Origin of the sequence: Runella sp. (assembly GCF_965279615.1) — a bacterium.
In the GTDB taxonomy this organism is placed as follows: Bacteria; Bacteroidota; Bacteroidia; order Cytophagales; family Spirosomataceae; genus Runella.
The window spans coordinates 6,884,674-6,905,462 of the sequence record NZ_OZ257252.1; the positions used below are offsets into that span (position 1 = coordinate 6,884,674).

At 50.7% G+C, this 20,789-nt stretch carries 4 protein-coding genes; all 4 read right to left on the reverse strand.

Annotation, left to right across the window (positions count from 1 at the left end; all coding sequences use genetic code 11):
• Positions 1–17 precede the first annotated feature (17 nt).
• Entirely contained in the window at positions 18–7,556 is a 7,539-nt protein-coding gene (locus ACQY73_RS29015; RefSeq protein ID WP_428657679.1) for a DUF7507 domain-containing protein, read from the reverse strand.
• A gap of 84 nt (positions 7,557–7,640) precedes the next feature.
• Entirely contained in the window at positions 7,641–16,205 is an 8,565-nt protein-coding gene (locus ACQY73_RS29020) for an Ig-like domain-containing protein (protein ID WP_428657680.1), read from the reverse strand.
• A gap of 47 nt (positions 16,206–16,252) precedes the next feature.
• Complete coding sequence (locus tag ACQY73_RS29025; RefSeq protein WP_428657681.1) at positions 16,253–17,893, reverse strand: spermidine synthase; 1,641 nt, start codon at positions 17,891–17,893, stop codon at positions 16,253–16,255.
• 125 nt (positions 17,894–18,018) lie between these two features.
• Entirely contained in the window at positions 18,019–20,625 is a 2,607-nt protein-coding gene (locus ACQY73_RS29030; protein WP_428657682.1) for a hypothetical protein, read from the reverse strand.
• Positions 20,626–20,789 lie beyond the last annotated feature (164 nt).

Consider the following 20,789-nt stretch of genomic DNA (forward strand, 5'->3'; position numbering starts at 1 on the left):
CCTGAGTCTGTCTGTGTTTATTTAGGTAATTGTTCCTGAATGATAAAGAAGTTTTGTTTGAGGGCGTTACCGGGATGGTTGTTGATGACGTTTTGGTAGATGTACTCAACGTCATTGGCCGTTCCCTGAAAAACCACTTCTCCGTCCATATTAACATCTCCTTTGTAATAGCCTGAAAGAATGTAAAAAGGCAGTAAAAAAGGATTGCCCGTGGCTGCAATTACTTGCTGATAGATGACATTGACGTCGTTGTCCGTACCCTGATAAATCACTTGATCATCAACAAGTGCATTGCCTGCCCAAAGGGCTTTGCCCTGAACTACATCCACCTGTGATTGATGAATCGGTGAATTGGCCAAAACATACGTTGGGGTGGCTGCCGAACGAAAATCAATCGTGGAAACGACCTGCGTTAACGGCAGGGCCGTTTGCGACATGACTCCCAAATGGTTGCGGTGACGAACCGATACAAAATAGTTGGCTGCAACAACCGTGTTAAAGGTGATGGGTGAAGTGCCGTCTACTTCTACAATGTCACCGTCGCGCTGAACCAAGGCCGAGCGGCTGTTTACCACGACAGTTGAATCATTGGCATCACGCAATTCAACAAAAACCCAATCTACAATCGCATCTTGCCCGGCGACAGTCAACACCGTGTTTGAGGTAATGGTATCGGCAGGAGTAATTGGATTCCATGCCACGTAAGGCGATTTTCTCGGAATCAGGTTTTTCACCCGCAAATCATCGCGCATCAAATTACCTGAGAATACCCCAAACAATGAACCCTGCAAATAGACTTTAGGTAACAGCGTGAGTTTACCGGGAGTCTGAATTGTTATGGGAGTAGGAACAAAGTTGTTTTGCGGATCTCCATCAAAGTCCGGATCGGGGTTATTTCCCAACTGCGATTGATCTTTGACGGTTTCTCCCAAGGGACTCTGACCGGTAGTGTAAGCAATATTGATGTATGTACCCCCTACGAATACATTCGGAGTGACGCGCACCGTCAAACTGATGCTTCCGCTGTCACCGATGGCCAAGGCATTGCCAGGCAAAAGCAGTTGAGTCTGGCTTGTTGTGCCCGTGTAGGTGGGATTAACGGTGAACTTAGCGCTGCTGATCCCAAGAACATTAACAGTAGCGGGACTTGGGAAGGTTTTGGACAGTGTATCAAATACCTGTACGTTACTGAGAGGCACATTACCTGCGTTTTTCACTTTGAGACTGAATGTAATGTCGTAGGTATAGTTGAGGTTATCCACAAAGGAGCTGACTTCTTTAGCGATACCGATTTTGGGACCCTGGGTCAATGGCACGACGGTTGGGTCGTTGGTGGGGTCAGAATCAGGGTCGGCGGGGGTATCTACCAGCTCATTGCCGCTGTCGGAAACGTCCGTTACATCAGGGCCCGTTGGTGGCGTACCGGTCACGGTGGCGGTGTTTTTAACTTCGCCGGCGTTGAGGTCTGCCTGAGTAATGGTGTACGTGGCCGTGGCAGTACCTGAGGCGTTAGGAGCAAGGGTACTCGGTGTGACGGCCAAGTCGGTCAGGCTTAGTTTCACATCGTCAACGGAGAGATTTGTCAGCGTGACGTTGCCCGTGTTGGTGACGGTGAAGGTGTAAGTGATCACATCACCGACGGCACCTGTACCACCCAACGCGGCAAGTTTCACTAATCGTACTTGCGGTGCAGGAGTCAGCGGCACGACGGTTGGGTCGTTGGTGGGGTCAGAATCAGGGTCGGCGGGGGTATCTACCAGCTCATTGCCGCTGTCGGAAACGTCCGTTACATCAGGGCCCGTTGGTGGCGTACCGGTCACGGTGGCGGTGTTTTTAACTTCGCCGGCGTTGAGGTCTGCCTGAGTAATGGTGTACGTGGCCGTGGCAGTACCTGAGGCGTTAGGAGCAAGGGTACTCGGTGAAACGGCCAAGTCGGTCAGGCTTAGTTTCACATCGTCAACGGAGAGATTTGTCAGCGTGACGTTGCCCGTGTTGGTGACGGTGAAGGTGTAAGTGATCACATCACCGACGGCACCTGTACCACCCAACGCGGCAAGTTTCACTAATCGTACTTGCGGTGCAGGAGTCAGCGGCACGACGGTTGGGTCGTTGGTGGGGTCAGAATCAGGATCGGCGGGGGTATCTACCAGCTCATTGCCGCTGTCGGAAACGTCCGTTACATCAGGGCCCGTTGGTGGCGTACCGGTCACGGTGGCGGTGTTTTTAACTTCGCCGGCGTTGAGGTCTGCCTGAGTAATGGTGTACGTGGCCGTGGCAGTACCTGAGGCGTTAGGAGCAAGGGTACTCGGTGAAACGGCCAAGTCGGTCAGGCTTAGTTTCACATCGTCAACGGAGAGATTTGTCAGCGTGACGTTGCCCGTGTTGGTGACGGTGAAGGTGTAAGTGATCACATCACCGACGGCACCTGTACCACCCAACGCGGCAAGTTTCACTAATCGTACTTGCGGTGCAGGAGTCAGCGGCACGACGGTTGGGTCGTTGGTGGGGTCAGAATCAGGGTCGGCGGGGGTATCTACCAGCTCATTGCCGCTGTCGGAAACGTCCGTTACATCAGGGCCCGTTGGTGGCGTACCGGTCACGGTGGCGGTGTTTTTAACTTCGCCGGCGTTGAGGTCTGCCTGAGTAATGGTGTACGTGGCCGTGGCAGTACCTGAGGCGTTAGGAGCAAGGGTACTCGGTGAAACGGCCAAGTCGGTCAGGCTTAGTTTCACATCGTCAACGGAGAGATTTGTCAGCGTGACGTTGCCCGTGTTGGTGACGGTGAAGGTGTAAGTGATCACATCACCGACGGCACCTGTACCACCCAACGCGGCAAGTTTCACTAATCGTACTTGCGGTGCAGGAGTCAGCGGCACGACGGTTGGGTCGTTGGTGGGGTCAGAATCAGGGTCGGCGGGGGTATCTACCAGCTCATTGCCGCTGTCGGAAACGTCCGTTACATCAGGGCCCGTTGGTGGCGTACCGGTCACGGTGGCGGTGTTTTTAACTTCGCCGGCGTTGAGGTCTGCCTGAGTAATGGTGTACGTGGCCGTGGCGGTACCTGAGGCGTTAGGAGCAAGGGTACTCGGTGAAACGGCTAAGTCGGTCAGGCTTAATTTCACATCATCAACGGAGAGATTTGTCAGCGTGACGTTGCCCGTGTTGGTGACGGTGAAGGTGTAAGTGATCACATCACCGACGGCACCTGTACCACCCAACGCGGCAAGTTTCACTAATCGTACTTGCGGTGCAGGAGTAATCAGCAAGACGGTCGGGTCGTTGGTGGGATTGGCATCGGTGGTTCCGTTCAACCTGGGTGATTCGGTCGCGTCGGGGTTAGCGATCACTACAGCGTTGTTGTCCGTTCCTGCATCCGAAATATCCGTCACCGCAGTGGCCGGATTGCCGTTGGGTAAGTTCGGCGGAGTACCCGTCACCGTAGCGGTGTTTTCAACCCCGCCTGCATTGACATCCGCTTGGGTGATGGTATAAGTAGCGGTGGCGGTACCTGTGGTACCCGGAGCTAAGGTGGCCGGGCTGACGGCTGCGTTGCTCAAACTGAGTTTGGCATCGGTCAATGCTACGCCCGTCAGGGTCACATTACCGGTGTTGGTGACGGTGAAAGTATAGTTGATGACATCGCCTACGCCGCGACCTGTCGGTCCGTTGTCGGTGATGGAAGCGATGCTTTTGATCAGTTTAATGGATGGCGCGGGAGTAATCAGCAAGACAGTCGGGTCGTTGGTCGGGTCGGCATCGGTGGTGCCGTTCAACCTGGGCGATTCGGTCGCGTCGGGGTTGGCAATGGCCACGGCGTTGTTGTTGGTCCCTGCGTCCGAAATGTCCGTCACGGGAGTAGCGGGATTGCCGTTGGGTAAGTTTGGTGGAGTACCCGTCACCGTAGCGGTGTTTTCAATTCCACCCGCGTTGACATCCGCCTGGGTGATGGTGTACGTGGCGGTGGCGGTACCCGTGGCACCCGGGGCTAAGGTGGCCGGGCTGACGGCTGCGTTGCTCAAACTGAGTTTGGCATCGGTTAATGCTACGCCCGTCAGGGTGACATTCCCGGTGTTGGTGACGGTAAAAGTATAGTTGATGACATCGCCTACGCCGCGACCTGTCGGTCCGTTGTCGGTGATGGAAGCGATGCTTTTGATCAGTTTAATGGATGGCGCGGGAGTAATCAGCAAGACAGTCGGGTCATTGGTCGGGTCGGCATCGGTGGTGCCGTTCAACCTGGGTGATTCGGTCGCGTCGGGGTTGGCGATGGCCACGGCGTTGTTGTTGGTCCCTGCATCCGAAACGTCCGTCACGGGAGTAGCGGGATTGCCGTTAGGTAAGTTTGGCGGAGTACCCGTCACCGTAGCGGTGTTTTCAACCCCGCCTGCATTGACATCCGCCTGGGTGATGGTGTACGTGGCGGTGGCGGTACCTGTGGCACCCGGAGCTAAGGTGGCCGGGCTGACGGCTGCGTTGCTCATGTTCAAACTGAGTTTGACATCGATCAATGCTACGCCCGTCAGGGTGACATTCCCGGTGTTGGTGACGGTGAAAGTATAGTTGATGACATCGCCTACGCCGCGACCTGTCGGTCCGTTGTCGGTGATGGAGGCGATGCTTTTGATCAGTTTAATAGATGGCGCGGGAGTAATCAGCAAGACGGTCGGGTCGTTGGTGGGATTGGCATCGGTTGTACCGTTCAACCTGGGTGATTCGGTCGCGTCGGGGTTGGCGATGGCCACGGCGTTGTTGTTGGTCCCTGCGTCCGAAACGTCCGTCACGGGAGTAGCGGGATTACCGTTAGGTAAGTTCGGCGGAGTACCCGTCACCGTAGCGGTGTTTTCAACCCCGCCTGCATTGACATCCGCCTGGGTGATGGTGTAAGTAGCGGTGGCGGTACCCGTAGCACCCGGAGCTAAAGTGGCCGGGCTGACGGCTGCGTTGCTCAAACTGAGTTTGGCATCGGTCAATGCTACGCCCGTCAGGGTGACATTACCGGTGTTGGTGACGGTGAAAGTATAGTTGATGACATCGCCTACGCCGCGACCTGTCGGTCCGTTGTCGGTGATGGAAGCGATGCTTTTGATCAGTTTAATCGAAGGGGCGGGAGTAATCAGCAAGACAGTCGGGTCGTTGGTCGGATCGGCATCGGTGGTACCGTTCAACCTGGGCGATTCGGTCGCGTCGGGGTTAGCGATGGCCACGGCGTTGTTGTCCGTCCCTGCATCCGAAATATCCGTCACGGGAGTAGCGGGATTGCCGTTGGGTAAGTTCGGCGGAGTACCCGTCACCGTAGCGGTGTTTTCAATTCCACCCGCGTTGACATCCGCCTGGGTGATGGTATAAGTAGCGGTGGCGGTACCCGTAGCGCCCGGAGCTAAGGTGGCCGGGCTGACGGCTGCGTTGCTCAAACTGAGTTTGGCATCGGTTAATGCTACGCCCGTCAGGGTGACATTCCCGGTGTTGGTGACGGTGAAAGTATAGTTGATGACATCGCCTACGCCGCGACCTGTCGGTCCGTTGTCGGTGATAGAGGCGATGCTTTTGATCAGTTTAATGGATGGCGCGGGAGTAATCAGCAAGACAGTCGGGTCGTTGGTCGGGTCGGCATCGGTGGTGCCGTTCAACCTGGGCGATTCGGTCGCGTCGGGGTTAGCGATGGCCACGGCGTTGTTGTCCGTCCCTGCATCCGAAACGTCCGTCACGGGAGTAGCGGGATTGCCGTTGGGTAAGTTTGGCGGAGTACCCGTCACCGTAGCGGTGTTTTCAACCCCGCCTGCATTGACATCCGCCTGGGTGATGGTGTACGTGGCGGTGGCGGTACCCGTGGCACCCGGGGCTAAAGTGGCCGGGCTGACAGCTGCGTTGCTCAAACTGAGTTTGGCATCGGTCAATGCTACGCCCGTCAGGGTGACATTACCGGTGTTGGTGACGGTGAAAGTATAGTTGATGACATCGCCTACGCCGCGACCTGTCGGTCCGTTGTCGGTGATGGAAGCGATGCTTTTGATTAACTTAATCGACGGTGCCGGAGTAATCAGCAAGACAGTCGGGTCGTTGGTGGGATCGGCATCGGTGGTGCCGTTCAACCTGGGTGATTCGGTCGCGTCGGGGTTGGCGATGGCCACGGCATTGTTGTTGGTCCCTGCATCCGAAATATCCGTCACGGGAGTAGCGGGATTGCCGTTGGGTAAGTTTGGCGGAGTACCCGTCACCGTAGCGGTGTTTTCAACCCCGCCTGCATTGACATCCGCCTGGGTGATGGTGTACGTGGCGGTGGCGGTACCCGTAGCACCCGGGGCTAAGGTGGCCGGGCTGACGGCTGCGTTGCTCAAACTGAGTTTGGCATCGGTCAATGCTACGCCCGTCAGGGTGACATTACCGGTGTTGGTGACGGTGAAAGTATAGTTGATGACATCGCCTACGCCGCGACCTGTCGGTCCGTTGTCGGTGATGGAAGCGATGCTTTTGATCAGTTTAATCGAAGGGGCGGGAGTAATCAGCAAGACAGTCGGGTCGTTGGTCGGATCGGCATCGGTGGTGCCGTTCAACCTGGGCGATTCGGTCGCATCGGGGTTGGCGATGGCCACGGCATTGTTGTTGGTCCCTGCGTCCGAAACGTCGGTAACAGTTGAAACAGGGCCGCTTGAAGGCGTGGCTGTGACGGTGGCTGTGTTTTCAACGCCGCCGGCGTTGACATCCGTCTGGGTGATGGTATAAGTAGCGGTGGCGGTACCCGTGGCACCCGGAGCTAAGGTGGCCGGGCTGACAGCTGCGTTGCTCAAACTGAGTTTGGCATCGGTCAATGTTACGCCCGTCAGGGTGACATTCCCGGTGTTGGTGACGGTAAAAGTATAGTTGATGACATCGCCTACGCCGCGACCTGTCGGTCCGTTGTCGGTGATAGAGGCGATGCTCTTGATCAGTTTAATCGAAGGGGCACTACAGTCTACATCAGGACCTAGTTTATCTACAAACTGCTCTAAGGGGATTACGTTTCCACTTGTAGACTGTCCGGAGCGTGAATAAAAACTACCGGCCGTATTGAGAGAAGCTAAGTTTTTAGCCACCGCCACAAAGGGGTCAGTTTTTGCTAAAATTCCAACTGCGCCAAAACAGGCATTGCTTTGGAACGTGAAAAGTGAAACAGGAGTGCCGCTGCTAAAAGCGCCATAATTAGCTTCTGTTGAAGTTTTTCCAATCACATAATAGAGATAATTCGGGTCTAAACCGGCAGGGGTAAATATCGACTGATTCCCTAACTTTACCGGGTTTTTGTCCCAAGTACCCTTGATATCGGTAATATTTTGAATGACAAAGTCTTTAGGTACTTTCAGAGATACCTGTGCTGTGGCCCCAAATTCATTGGCATTCGGATTGTTAGCGTTGGGCGTTGCGTATTGGGGCACCACCCATACGGTGTAAGTTTGGGTTGCGGAATTATACGTCAATTGATAATTGACTTGATTTGTCGAAAGTTGTTGTGCAATTGCCGGAAGTATTGCAATGAGCCATGCAAGCCAAATCCAAGTAAAAGTGAGTAATTTGTTTTTCATCGTGAGTTACCTGTCAGGTGGTTAATTTTTCATTTAGTTGTTATGTGGAGGAGATTAAGGTCTCCTCCACGATGATTTTGCATTTTACTTAGGCAATTGCTGCTGTATGATAAAGAAGTTTTGTTTGAGGATGTTACCGGGATGGTTGTTGATGACGTTTTGATAGATGTACTCAACGTCATTGTTCGTTCCCTGTAAAATTACTTCACCATCCATGTTGATATCTCCTGTATAATAGCCCTGGAGAATAAAGAAAGGCAGCCCAATCACATTCCCCATCGCTCCAATGACTTGCTGATAGACGACATTGACATCGTTGCCCGTTCCCTGATTAATTACCTGATCATCATAAAGTGCATTGCCCGCCCAGAGGGCTTTCCCCTGTACAACATTTACCTGCGACTGAAAAATCAGAGAGTTGGAGAAAACATAGGTTGGCGTCGTTGTTAATCTAAAATCGACAACTGTACCGATGAGGGTTAATGGAAGTGCATTTTTTGTCATGACACCCAAATGATTACGATGTTTGACGACTACAAAGTAGCTTGCCGGAATTGCGTTGGTGAAAACAATGGATGAAGTACCATCTACATCTACAATATCGCCATCTCGTTGTACAAGCGCCGATCGGCTGTCAATAATTTTAGTAGAGTCTGTGGCACTGCGGAGTTCTACAAATACCCAATCCACAATGGCATCTTGCCCGGTAACGGTCAACACCGTGTTTGAGGTAATGGTATCGGCGGGAGTAATTGGATTCCAGGCTACGTAAGGCGATTTTCTTGGAATCAGGTTTTTCACCCGCAAATCATCGCGCATTAAAGTACCTGAGAATACCCCAAATAATGAGCCTTGTAAGTACACTTTTGGCAGGACTGCTACCTTACTGACTTGCAATATGGTAATGTAGACCGTGGCCGTATCGCACAGATTCGGCGTACCGTTGTCGCAGACCTTATAAATGAATCGGTCGGGTCCTACGTAGTTATTATTCGGGGTATATGTGTAAGTTCCGTTCGGATTGAAAGTCACCGTACCGTTAGTCGGGTTGGTGAGTTTGGTAAACGTCAGCGGGTCATTGTTAGGGTCGCTGTCGTTCGTGGCTACCGTTCCACTCACAGGTACATTGACTTGGGTAACGTTGGCATCGTCCACGGCAACAGGCGGGTCATTTCCGGGTATCAAAGGCAATACATCAATGGTCACGGTGGCTGTATCACAAGCGCCTTTCACGTCACAAAGCAGATATTTAAAGCTGTTCTTGCCTACAAATGCACCCGTTGGACTATAGGTGAAACTGCTGTCGGCCGGATTGTAAACGACCGTACCGTTGGCGGGATTAGTGATTTTGGTCACCGAAGCAAACTTGTCGCCCTGTGGGTCAAAATCATTGGCCAATACCCGTATTTTCACCGGTATGCCTACCTGCGTTTGCGTCGCATCGTCATTGGCTACTACGTTATTGGTGGTGATTGGCGGTAAAATATCAATGGTAACGATGGCCGTATCACACAAGCCTGCGCTGTTGCACACCACGTAGCAAAATTTATCCGTTCCTACGAAGTTGTTGGTTGGTGTGTAAGTGTAGTTACCGTTGGCCTGCATCACCACGGTTCCGTGTTGCGGCGGACAGATCGTCGGAATAGCTGTGTTGACCGTCAGCGGCAATCCTTGCGGGTCATCATCATTGGTCAACACGTTGCCTGATACAGGGGTGTTGATCGGCGTGTTGTTGATGTCGTCCGTAGCTACCGGGGGAGCTACCAAAATCGTGATATAAACCGTGGCGGTATCACACAGATTAGGCGTTCCGTTGTCGCAGACCTTATAAATAAACCGGTCAGGACCTGCGTAGTTAGTTGTCGGCGTGTAGATATAAATTCCGTTAGGGTTGAACACAACCGTACCGTGAGCGGGGTTGGTCAGTTTTGTGAACGTGAGCGGGTCATTGTTAGGATCGCTGTCGTTTGTGGCTACTGTTCCACTCACAGGTACATTTACCTTCGTGATGTTGGCATCGTCAATGGCAACAGGTGGGTCGTTTCCTGGTATCAAAGGCAACACATCTACCGTCACGGTGGCTGTATCACAAGCGCCTTTTACGTCGCAAAGCAGATATTTAAAGCTGTTCTTGCCTACAAATGCACCCGTTGGGCTATAAGTGAAACTGCTGTCGGCCGGATTGTAAACGACCGTACCGTTGGCGGGATTAGTGATTTTGGTCACCGAAGCAAACTTGTCGCCCTGTGGGTCAAAATCATTGGCCAACACCCGTATTTTCACCGGTATGCCTACCTGCGTTTGAGTCGCATCGTCATTGGCTACCACACTATTCTTAGTTACCAAAGGTATGATGTCTATCGTTACAGTGGCGGTATCACACAAGCCTATGCTGCTGCACACCACGTAGCAAAAGTTGTCTGTTCCTACGAAGTTGTTGGTTGGTGTGTAAGTGTAGTTACCGTTGGCCTGCATCACCACGGTTCCGTGTTTCGGCGGGCAGATCGTCGGAATAGTTGTGTTGACCGTCAGCGGTAATCCCTGAGGGTCATCATCATTGGTCAACACGTTGCCTGATACAGGGGTGTTGATTGGCGTATTGTTGAAATCATCAGCCGCTACCGGGGGACGTGCGCTCACGGTGATGATTAAATTTGCGTCATCACACAAACCCGTAGGATCACAAACTCTGTAAGGAATAGTAACAACCCCCACAAAATTTAAAGCCGGGGTAAAGGTGAATGAACCATTGCCTGTGATGTCCCACACGATGGTTCCCTGACTGGCCAAAGGTGCCGCCAAAGGGTCAAATGATAACTCGGACAACGTATTGTCAGGGTCGGAATCGTTGGAAGCGACCGTCCCACTAACGGGCGTATTGAAAGGGGTCGTATAGGGGTCATCAACTGCTACCGGCGGCTGACAATTCGGCGCAATCAAAGTACCGGAGGCAGTGGCTGTACAATTATTGGCATCGGTTACAGTTACTGTATATGTGCCTGATGATAAACCGGTTAAATCTTTTGTGGTAATGCCGCCGGGAGACCATGAGTAGGTGTATGGCCCCACTCCGCCTGTCACTACTGAAAATGCTTTACCATCAATTCCCTGGCAACTCCGATTTTCAACGGATACGCTAACGGAGAGCGCAGGTGCACTGCTAACGGTAGTGGCTATACTGCTGCTGCAACCCAGGGCATCAGTCACGATAACACTATATGCACCTGATAATAAGTTTGATGGATCTTGGACATTTCCGATAGCGGTTGGGCCGGTCCAGACGTATGTGAATGGAGCAACGCCATTTTGAATAATTAAATCGATTGCACCCTTGTTGACACTGCACGAAGAGTTATTCGAGACGGTGACAAACAGTTCTATTTCATTTGCGGGCTCAGTAATAACGACAGAGGCGGTAGCAGTACATCCATTGGCGTCTGTAACGAATACATTGTATGTGCCTGCCTGTAATCCCGTAGCGGTCGCGGTCATCGCTCCATTGGACCAATTGTAGGTGTAAGGGGCTGTTCCCCCACTAGGCACAACGGTTGCTTCACCGTTGCTCCCTCCTTTACAGCTTACACTTTTTGTTTGCGAAGCAGTAGCAGTTAAAAGAGCAGGTTGAGTAACGGGGCTTGCCGTTAATGTTTTCACACAACCAATAGCATCCGAAACAGTAACTGAATAAGTGCCTGCCGGCAAACCTGAAATATCTTCTGTCGTGGCATTGTTTGCATTTGCTGACCAGCTGAACGTAACGGGTGCAACGCCACCGGTAACGATGAGGTTTACTCTACCGTTGTTGTTGCCAAAACAACTGATAGAAGTTGTTATTGAAGAAAGCGAAAGACTCGAGGTATTGCTGATGGTAAAGGTTTTAGAAACTTTACATCCGGTATTATCAGTCACTTCTAAGGTATAATTACCCGCTATTAAATTAGTACGATTTTGTGAAGTCGGTCCATCTGCCCACTTGTAGGTATAAGGAGAAGAGCCACCGGTTACTGATACCGTGATGGCTCCGGTTGCACTTCCGGAACAAAGGGCATTGGTAATTGCACCCGTTATTATCGTTTGGGTAGGTTGACCAACTGAAGTTGTGAATACCTGTGTACATAAGTTTGCATCTTTAACTGTAACCGAATAATCTCCTGCCGGCAAATTAAACAGGTTCTGGCTTGTTGAAGCGTTACTCCACAGATAGGTATAAGTAGGTGTTCCACCACCGCTTACAAGAGAAATCTGGCCGGTGGATGCACCAAAACAATCTGCATCAGTAGGCGTTATGATCGCAGATATTGGGGCAGTCGGTCCGGAAACAGTAAATATGTTTGAGGTAACCGAACAGCCATTGGCATCCGTAACCGCTACATTGTAACTTCCGGGATTCAACCCACTGATATCCTGGGTAGTGGCACCGGTGTTCCACCCATAAGTATAAGGCGGTGTACCGCCGGTAGCGGTGACATCTATACTTCCATTCCCATCCCCAAAACACAACACATTGGTGATGGCAACAGGAGCTACAGCAATCAAAGAGGAAGGTTGTGTAATCACCATGTTCACCAGTGGGAAGGTGCAGCCATTCGCATCAGTGATGGTCACATTATACGTACCGGCCGGGCGATTAATAATATCTTTTGTAGTTGCTGTGAAGCTGTTTGTACCCGTCCAAGCGTATGTATAGGGTGCTGTCCCGCCGGTTACAGTCAAAACAATTTGCCCATTTGTACCATTTCGGCAACTTACGTTGGAAATAGCCCGGGTTGCATTTAAAGCAGCACTTGGCTGTGTGATTACAATGGTCTGCGTTGCTGTACAGTTGTTGGCGTCAGTAACCGTTACCTGATAAGTACCTGCTCCTATAGAGGACTGATCCTGGATATTACCCGAAAAGGAAACTGAGTTACGGGTCCATGCGTAACTGTACGGTAAAGTACCGCCCGATACGCTCAAGTCTATACTTCCTGTTAAGCCTCCGAAGCAAGCAACATTCGTTTTAACATGATCAAGAACAATCCCCGCAGGCTGGGTTATGGTAGCTGTTGTCGTACTTACACATCCCGTGGCATCCGTCACGGTTACACTGTAAGTTCCGGCCACCAATCCCGTTCTGTCTTTAGTGGTAGCCCCATCAGACCACAAGTAGGTATAAGGGGCTGTACCGCCCGTCACAGTCACGGTTATACTTCCCGTGCTTGCACCGTTGCAGGTCACATTTGTCTTTACGTTTGTAACAGTCGGTCCGTTGGTACTGATGACGGCAACGGTGGAACTCTGGAAACAGCCTTTTGAATCCGTGACAGTGAGGGTATAACTGCCGCTGCTCAAATTAGTCAGGTCTTCGGTTGTGGCTCCGTTATTCCAACTGTAATTATAAGCGGGGGTTCCGCCACTCACTGTAATATTAATTGCTCCGTTTGATTGGTTACAGGTCGCATTCGTGATCGACGCAGTGGTAAGTACCGGGTTATCTTCTACCGTAACGTTCACGGTAGCCGTCGCCTTACAGCCCGAAGCATCCGTAACGACAACCGTGTACGTACCGTTGTGGGTTGCTGCGTTTGCATTCAGTATGGTGGGGTTCGCGCCGGATGACGTAAAGCCGTTTGGTCCCGTCCAGGAATAAGAAACCCCACCGGTAGCCATCAAATTGATTGTTTTGTCTTTGCAGATCGGAAGTACTACGGAAGCCTGTGCGGTTGGCTGAATTACATCCACATTGATGCAGGTCTGGGCACTTTCGTTACAATTATTCACCGCCACAACGCACACTTGGTAAGTTCCGGGCGTAACACCGGTCCAATTCACCGTGATTTGCGGTGTACCTTGTCCTGATACGATAAATGCCCCGGCAGGAACCGTCCAGGTGTAGGATATATTGGCAGGATCGGGCGCAACCGAGAAGACCTCAGCGACACTGCTCCGACAAATATCAATGGGGTCGCAATTGATGGGGGCATTCAACACAATGTTGCCGGTTGAAACCGTACAGCCTTTTGAGTCAATAACGGTCAGATTATACGTACCGGCGGCTAAACCTGTCCGGTTACCGGTATTGTTGGTTCCGGCTATGTCGGCCCAGTCATAGGTATATGGAGCTGTTCCTCCGGTTACGGTCGGTGTGATGCTTCCTGAGGCAAAACATTGTGGCTGTACGGTTGATTGGCTGACTGCCAAAGCCGCCGAAGGCTGCGTAATGATGAAATTAACGGTTTGCTCACAACCGCCGGCATCCTTCACCGTGACGGTGTAAGCGCCCGCAGTTAAGTTGGAAAACGTGCCCGAACTCACAAAAGCCCCACTTCCCAGTTTGTATGTATAGGGTGCCACCCCGTTTGAGCCTGTAACGGTGACTGCACCGGTTGACGCGCCAAGGCAATTTATATTTGTTTGTGATACCACGGAAGCAGTGATACTGCCACAAAATAACGTGAGCGCCGCCGAGCGTTTTAATCGAATGCAATCATTAGAGCTATGCCTGACCAGCACGAAATAATTATTTCCGTGTAACCCTGCACTGTTCGATATATTGAGCGTAGCCGATGTTACGCCGCTGTACACCCCCGCATTGGTCAGGGCCGTTCCACCGGCATCAGGATCACCCAAATACCATTGATAAGTTAAGCCCGCGTTCGAGTTGCCGGCTGTACCGTAGCCGGGTGTGCCGCTGCTGTAGGAGGTGGCATTATCACCGCGGGCTGAGATACTGAAGGTGGCCGGTGCAGCCGCACCCACTGCCTGATTGCCCGGGGGGGTCAGAATAACAACCTGAGTAGCTACCTGACTGCCTCCGACGGTTTGACCGGCACCCGCAGTTGTTGGAACACCGTTTGTGCCAACTCCTCCGGTCAATCGGCCATTGGCATCTATATTGGCTGCAGTAAAGCTACCACCGCCTTCTATGGCATCGGCGCATCCGTCCCCGTCAGAATCTGTGTCTAAACTATTGACAATGCCGTCGCCATCGGTGTCAAACGTAAGTTGGGTAAGACCTATGGCTGCAAAACCGGCATAGCCGGGACCTGAAAAAACACGTACTTCAATGGTATTGGTACCTACCTGCCACCCGCTTGAAAGTGTTATAGGGGTGGTATTTGAAAAATTATTTCCAACCGGTGCATTATAAACTCCATTCACATAAAAGGCAGAATAATTATCTGACACCGTATTAAGTACTAAAGAGATACCGCTTGGATTATAACCCGCAGGAATGTTTACGGTTGTACTGAATTTTAGAAGTACATAATCGCCTGTACCAACCCTCGTACCGGGACTGCCTTCATTCAGGTTCCCATCCGCATCGGCATTCGTATGATTACCCGGGCCGTTGTTTGCACCGGTAAAAATATAGGATATCCAGTTGCTTCCCGAAGGAGCGTTTAGCCAGGCAGCAGGAACTACATTACCGATAACAGCTGCCTGTACCGGAAAAGTGCCGATTGGGGGAGCATAATTTGCAAGTAACGTATAATCAAAACCGGGCGTTGAAATACCCGATAAAACACTGACTTCAGCAGCTGTTGGCGAAGCCCAGGTAACCGTCCATTTAGGATCGTTAGTACCAACTGCTGTTGTACCGGTTCTCAAATCCAGCTGAATAGAAGAACCTTCATCTGTATCCAATATCCCGTCATTATCATCGTCTAAATCGCAATCGTTCGAAATACTATCCCCGTCGGAGTCGGGTAAACTGCCGACCACAAGGGGGTTGGGGGTGAGCGTCGTTTGATTCGAGGTATTATTGGCGTCTCGTATCTGCACCGTATAGTTTCCGGCCGTAACATTAAATACATTACTGCTCTGCCAAGCGCCGGAGTTGATGCTGTACTGATACGTACCGCTTCCTCCGGTGGGGTTGGTTACGGTTATTGTGCCATTGGCCACACCGATACAGGCATCCGTTTTGCCGGCTGTTCCGCCTACCGGTGAAAGCGAATAGTTGACAATAAGCTGCGGACGGTTAGATGCCGTAGTGGCATCATCGCTGTACATGTAATACCAGGATTCTGATTTGTCACCTACAAGGGTAGCAGGTACTATCCCCAAACCATTATTTGGAGAGGTACCATTATACCACTCTTGCACTAAGGATGTAATGGTGATATTATAAACGGTACCCGGCGCATCAGGCGCACCGGCCGTTAATGTGCCATAGTTGGTGGCTGCATAATTCCCTCCGGTCCAGCTGCCGCTTCCGGGGGTGTTCCACGTGGCTCCTGCTCCGGTTGCGTTACAGGAGTTGCCTTCATCCCACGCAGTGGTCACCCTTCTGATGATTGACGTGAAGGCTGAACCTGACTCGTTATCAAATCCTGTACCATTCGGTGCGTGTACCATTCTGAGGGTGGCCGAGGTGATGGTTGCCCCGGCAGGAATAGCCGACAAATCAAATTGAATGAGGGGATTTACCTGGTAAGTGGTAGCATTATCCGGACCGATCCCCTGGCATGAGCCGTAGTTTTTGGTAGCATCCTTTTTGTAAAGCTCCGTTGATTTGGTTGAGGTAATGGTCACCGTCTGGGCATGGATAACCGCAGCAGCACCCAAAATCAGGCATAAAACAACTGTGATACTCGACAAACGACAATAAATCTTCGAAGACTTACCTTTTATTTGTTTAGATACGTAGGTATAAATCGCTTCCATATTATTGCTTTTAATTCGATTAAGACATAAACTGCTTTGTTGTTGAATCAGTAAATGGGTACCCCTTTTTTGATGAGTCCATTGACTGTGTATTCAATCTTATTCTTTCTCCAATTCAAAACAGTTGGAGTATTGAGTAATTCTAAGTTCGGTTTGTCGTCAGTCATCACCTCAACATCTCCTGATTCATACCCTGTTATTGGGGCATAATCTGCCGCCGAAAAGCGATCGTTCGACAACAGCTCATTATATCTTAAGTTTTGGCTGAGCGCCTCTTTGATGTTCAGTGAACCAGGGGTTCCGTACATCAGTAAATCCGCAGATATTAATCTGCTTTCATTCTTAACGGCAAACATTTTATAACCGATGGATTCAAAAGTTTTGATAACCGAACGAGGGGCACGTGAAAGTATAGGGTCTTCGGTATCGAGTTGACCCTGAAAATTCACAATAACCAAGGCATCCTCATTTAACGCAGTCTTTAACTCCCTTAACCCTTCTTGCGTAAACATGTGGGAGGGCTGCACCTCCCCATTGACAATATCCAATATGACTACATCGTATTTTTCAGCGGTATTTCGAATGTAATGACGTGCGTCATCAATGATCAAATGAGCAGAGGTGGGATCATATCCAAACCATTTCTCAGCGATAAACGGGATCCGTTCGTCCAATTCCACAATATCGAGTTCAAATCCGAGTCTGATCAAATTATAGGCGATACTTCCTCCCCCCATTCCCAATAGCAAAGCCTTACTCTTCGCCGGCTTTATGCCGGCTAAAGCCGTAATTTTATGGGGGTATCTCCACACTGAAAATGGCTGAATACCCACATTGGTAAATGTCTGGTCTATACCATTCAGCAGCAACTGCCTTGTGTTAACCTGACGGCCGTCTTTGTCAAAACCTCTGTGATCTACAACCGTCCATTCTCCCAATATACCGCTGGACTGATACTGTACCGTAATAGCCGGGTCAACGGTGGATTTGCCGTAGACGAACGGAATGGAAAAAACAAAAATGCCCAAGCTGAGAATAGCCTGCGTTTTTTGTTTTCGGCTTAACATACCGATTGCCGAAATGACGATCAGAACAAGTCCTGTGACAGTTGCCGTTGTTCGGATACCAAGTTCGGGGATCAACACAAAACCCGCAAGAAACGTAGCGAGTATGCCCCCTACGGTAGAAATGGCGTAGATTGTACCGGCGGTTTGCCCTGCATTTGCCTGCGATTGATTAATGAGCTGTATGATGATGGGAGAAACCATCCCCATGCAAAAAATGGGAGGCAATAAGTAGATGGAAACCGAAATCAGTGACCCTATACGAACCCCAAGGTCGGCCGTAGCCATCATGATAGTCGGTGCAATGCCTGGGGCAATGATTATTAATATTGCCCCCACAGCCAATATCGCAAACAGTGGGCTTTTGTCTTTGTATTTATTGGAAACACTGCCGCCAATAAAATACCCGCCGGAAAGAGCAATGAGTGTAACACCCAATACAGACGCCCAAACATACATCGAGGTTCCGTAGAATGGGGCTACAATCTTTGCACCCAGTAACTCTATAATCATAACCGCAGCCCCCTCCACAAAAGATACTATTAAAAATAGCTTCCTTTGGCCGGGAGGTACCACATGATCTTTACGTGCAGTACCGGATTTAATAGTCAGTTTGTCTTCCATTACAAATATTTTTTAATTTTTCCCTTTCTTTCCGGCTAAGTTGAACCCGGTCCGGACAATCAATGAATGTCCTTTTGAGCACCTCTTTTTTGAAGGCCATTATCTCATTCGAGTCGTTAAAAATGTCAGTTATTATTTATGGTTACCGGCTTGACCGGTGAAGGGTTTATGGCGGTAAGGGTCGCTGAAGTACCGGCCGTGCAACCGGAGGCATCCGTTACGGTTACATTATATGTTCCGGCAGACAGGCCTGATTGATCCTGAGTTGTCGGCGTAAGGCCTGACCCATTTAGAGTTGTCCAATTGTAGGTAAACGGTGCTGTTCCACCGGTAACCACCAAATCAATTACTCCGTTCTCTCCCAAAGGTGCATTGGCACCGGGCGGACAGGTAGGGGGCGTAACATTGGTAGTCAATACAATTGTTTCAGCGGTAGATAAGGTGATGGAAACAATAGCGGTACAGTTTTTGGCATCGGTTACTGTTACCTGATAATTCCCTGATGCCAAACCGGTAATGGTAGCGGTTCCGTCGCCGGTTGGTGTACCGTTCCAATCGTATGAATAGGGGGCGGTGCCACCCGATACTGAAGCCGTAACACTCCCGTTGATTGCTCCGCAGCTCGGATTTGTTTTTGATAAAGAAGCCGTAAGTGCTGCTGAAGGCTGCGTAACTGAAATATTGTTTACTGCTTGGGTACAGCTTTTTGAGTCAGTGATGGTAACACTGTATGTTCCCGCAGGAATATTCGTACGGTCTTTTGTGGATGCCCCATCGTTCCATTGATATGTATAGGGGGAGTTTCCGCCGGTAATTGCAAGTGTTATAGCTCCCGTAGATTGCCCGAAGCAAGGCACACTTGTTACGGTTGGTGTAGCTGTAATTGCTGCGGGTTGGGTTACGCTGATGCTGTTTGCGGTAGCGGTACACCCCTTGGAATCGGTGACTGTCACGCTGTAGTTGCCGGCCGTTAGACCACTGCGGTTTTGGGTTGTTATGCCACTGCCCCAATTGTAGGTATAGCCCGGCGTACCGCCCGAAACCGACAGGCTGATGGACCCCGTGGCACCGCCGTTGCAAGCCACTGCAACCGGCGTAGGCGTAATGACAATGGCAGGATAAGTACCTACCGTAGCGGTAAACGTATTGGCACATCCGTTAGCAGAGGTAATCGTAACGGTATAGGTACCGGCAGCAAGGCCGGATATGGTGGTGCCGGCCCCTGAGCCGGAGCCACCGCCGGAGCGGGTCCATGTATAGGAATAAGGGGCAGTGCCGCCCGTAACAGTCATACTGATGACCCCTGTATTGGTAGCACCCGTACACAACGGTGTTATTGTAGAAGTGACCGATTGACTGCAGGGCTGAATGGTGATAGGCGTGGCAGAGGAGGTTTGCCTGCCGCAGGCGTCGGACACTGTGACGGTAATCATACAGGAGGTAACGCCACTCACATTGGGAGGGGTAAATGTAGTACCGGCAGCAGAGGAATTGGCAAAAGTACCTCCACAGCTACTAGTCCATTGATAAGTAAGCGGGGAAGATACAGGAGAGGTAGCCGTGACACTGACTGCATAGCCAACACCTATTGACATGGTTACAGGAACATTTGCCACACTGATAAAAGGCACTTTATCTACAGAAGATAAAAGGCTGAAATTAAAAAAGGCACGAATAGCGGCTACGCTGGCCGTACCGCCCACTTTTTTGATGTCGTGGCCGGCTTCGTACATTACCCAGCCTGAAGTGTTCAGGCCAAAACCACGGCCGAAGACAATCACGGCTGCCGGCCCGGGCGATAGCCCCGGTACATTGGACTGGGTAGGGTCGAAAGCGATAACTTGGGTCGAAGGCCGCCAGCCTCCCCCTACTTTGGGCAGATAGATTTGTTCAGCACCTCCGGGATGGGCTGCGTCTGTCGAACCCATATATTGCGAAGCAGGACTACTTGGGTTAAGACGAGTGTAAGGAGGGGTTCCATCACTGTGTGAACCGGAAAACACCAAGGCATTGCCAATACCACCTACATTGGTAGCCAGGAAGTTGGTTTGCAAACTGCCATTGTTCATATTTTCCAATTCAGAAACGGCTTTACAACCCGCCCAAATCGCCCCAAAGTGCGTGCGGTTCCAGTTGTACAGATTGCTGTGGGTACTCCATGTGGGGTCGGCATGGGGCATCACAAAAATATCATCGCAACCGGCCAATGTTTGAGGGTCTTTAAAGTTGTAAGCTGAGGATGGAATCCCCGCTTGGCTAAAGAAGCCTTCGGCAATTTTTCCATTTTGGTCGTCCAACGTCCAGCGGGGCGCTGACGTGAGGGTATAGGTTACGTTTACTGTCAGGGGGCTCGTCGTGGTTGTGCCCGTGACTCCATAGCTGCTGATCTTGCCGTTTACTGATGCATTTCGAAAAGAGGCCGGGATGATGAATGTCCCGCCTCGATAATCCACGCCCTGGTGGTTAAAGTCCACACCATCAATACCTTTGCTCTGGCTGATGACCCATTTGACAGGAATTTTGTCGTTCTTCAACAAATCGTATATCAACCCGTAGGGTTTCAGAGCATTGGCTGCGGTCTGGGGCGTGATACCCATATTGATGATATACGAGCCCGAAGGGAAGGTTTCGGTCTGTGCATAAGACCTCACTATTCCCGTCAGCATACACAACAAAAGAAAGATTGTTGTCAATAAGTACTTGGAGAGACGGAAGCGGTAAAAAACAACCATACAATTTGAAAATAAATTTGTTCGGATAAACTAAGAACTGCTTAGCCGTTCTGTAACAAGAACTAATCCGACGATTTAGCCAAATCGGTATATCAGTTATCGTTTTGGTTTTTTTTGGTATAGTAGGAAGCCAATCCCGATAAGGGTAAAAAAAGAAAAAGTAA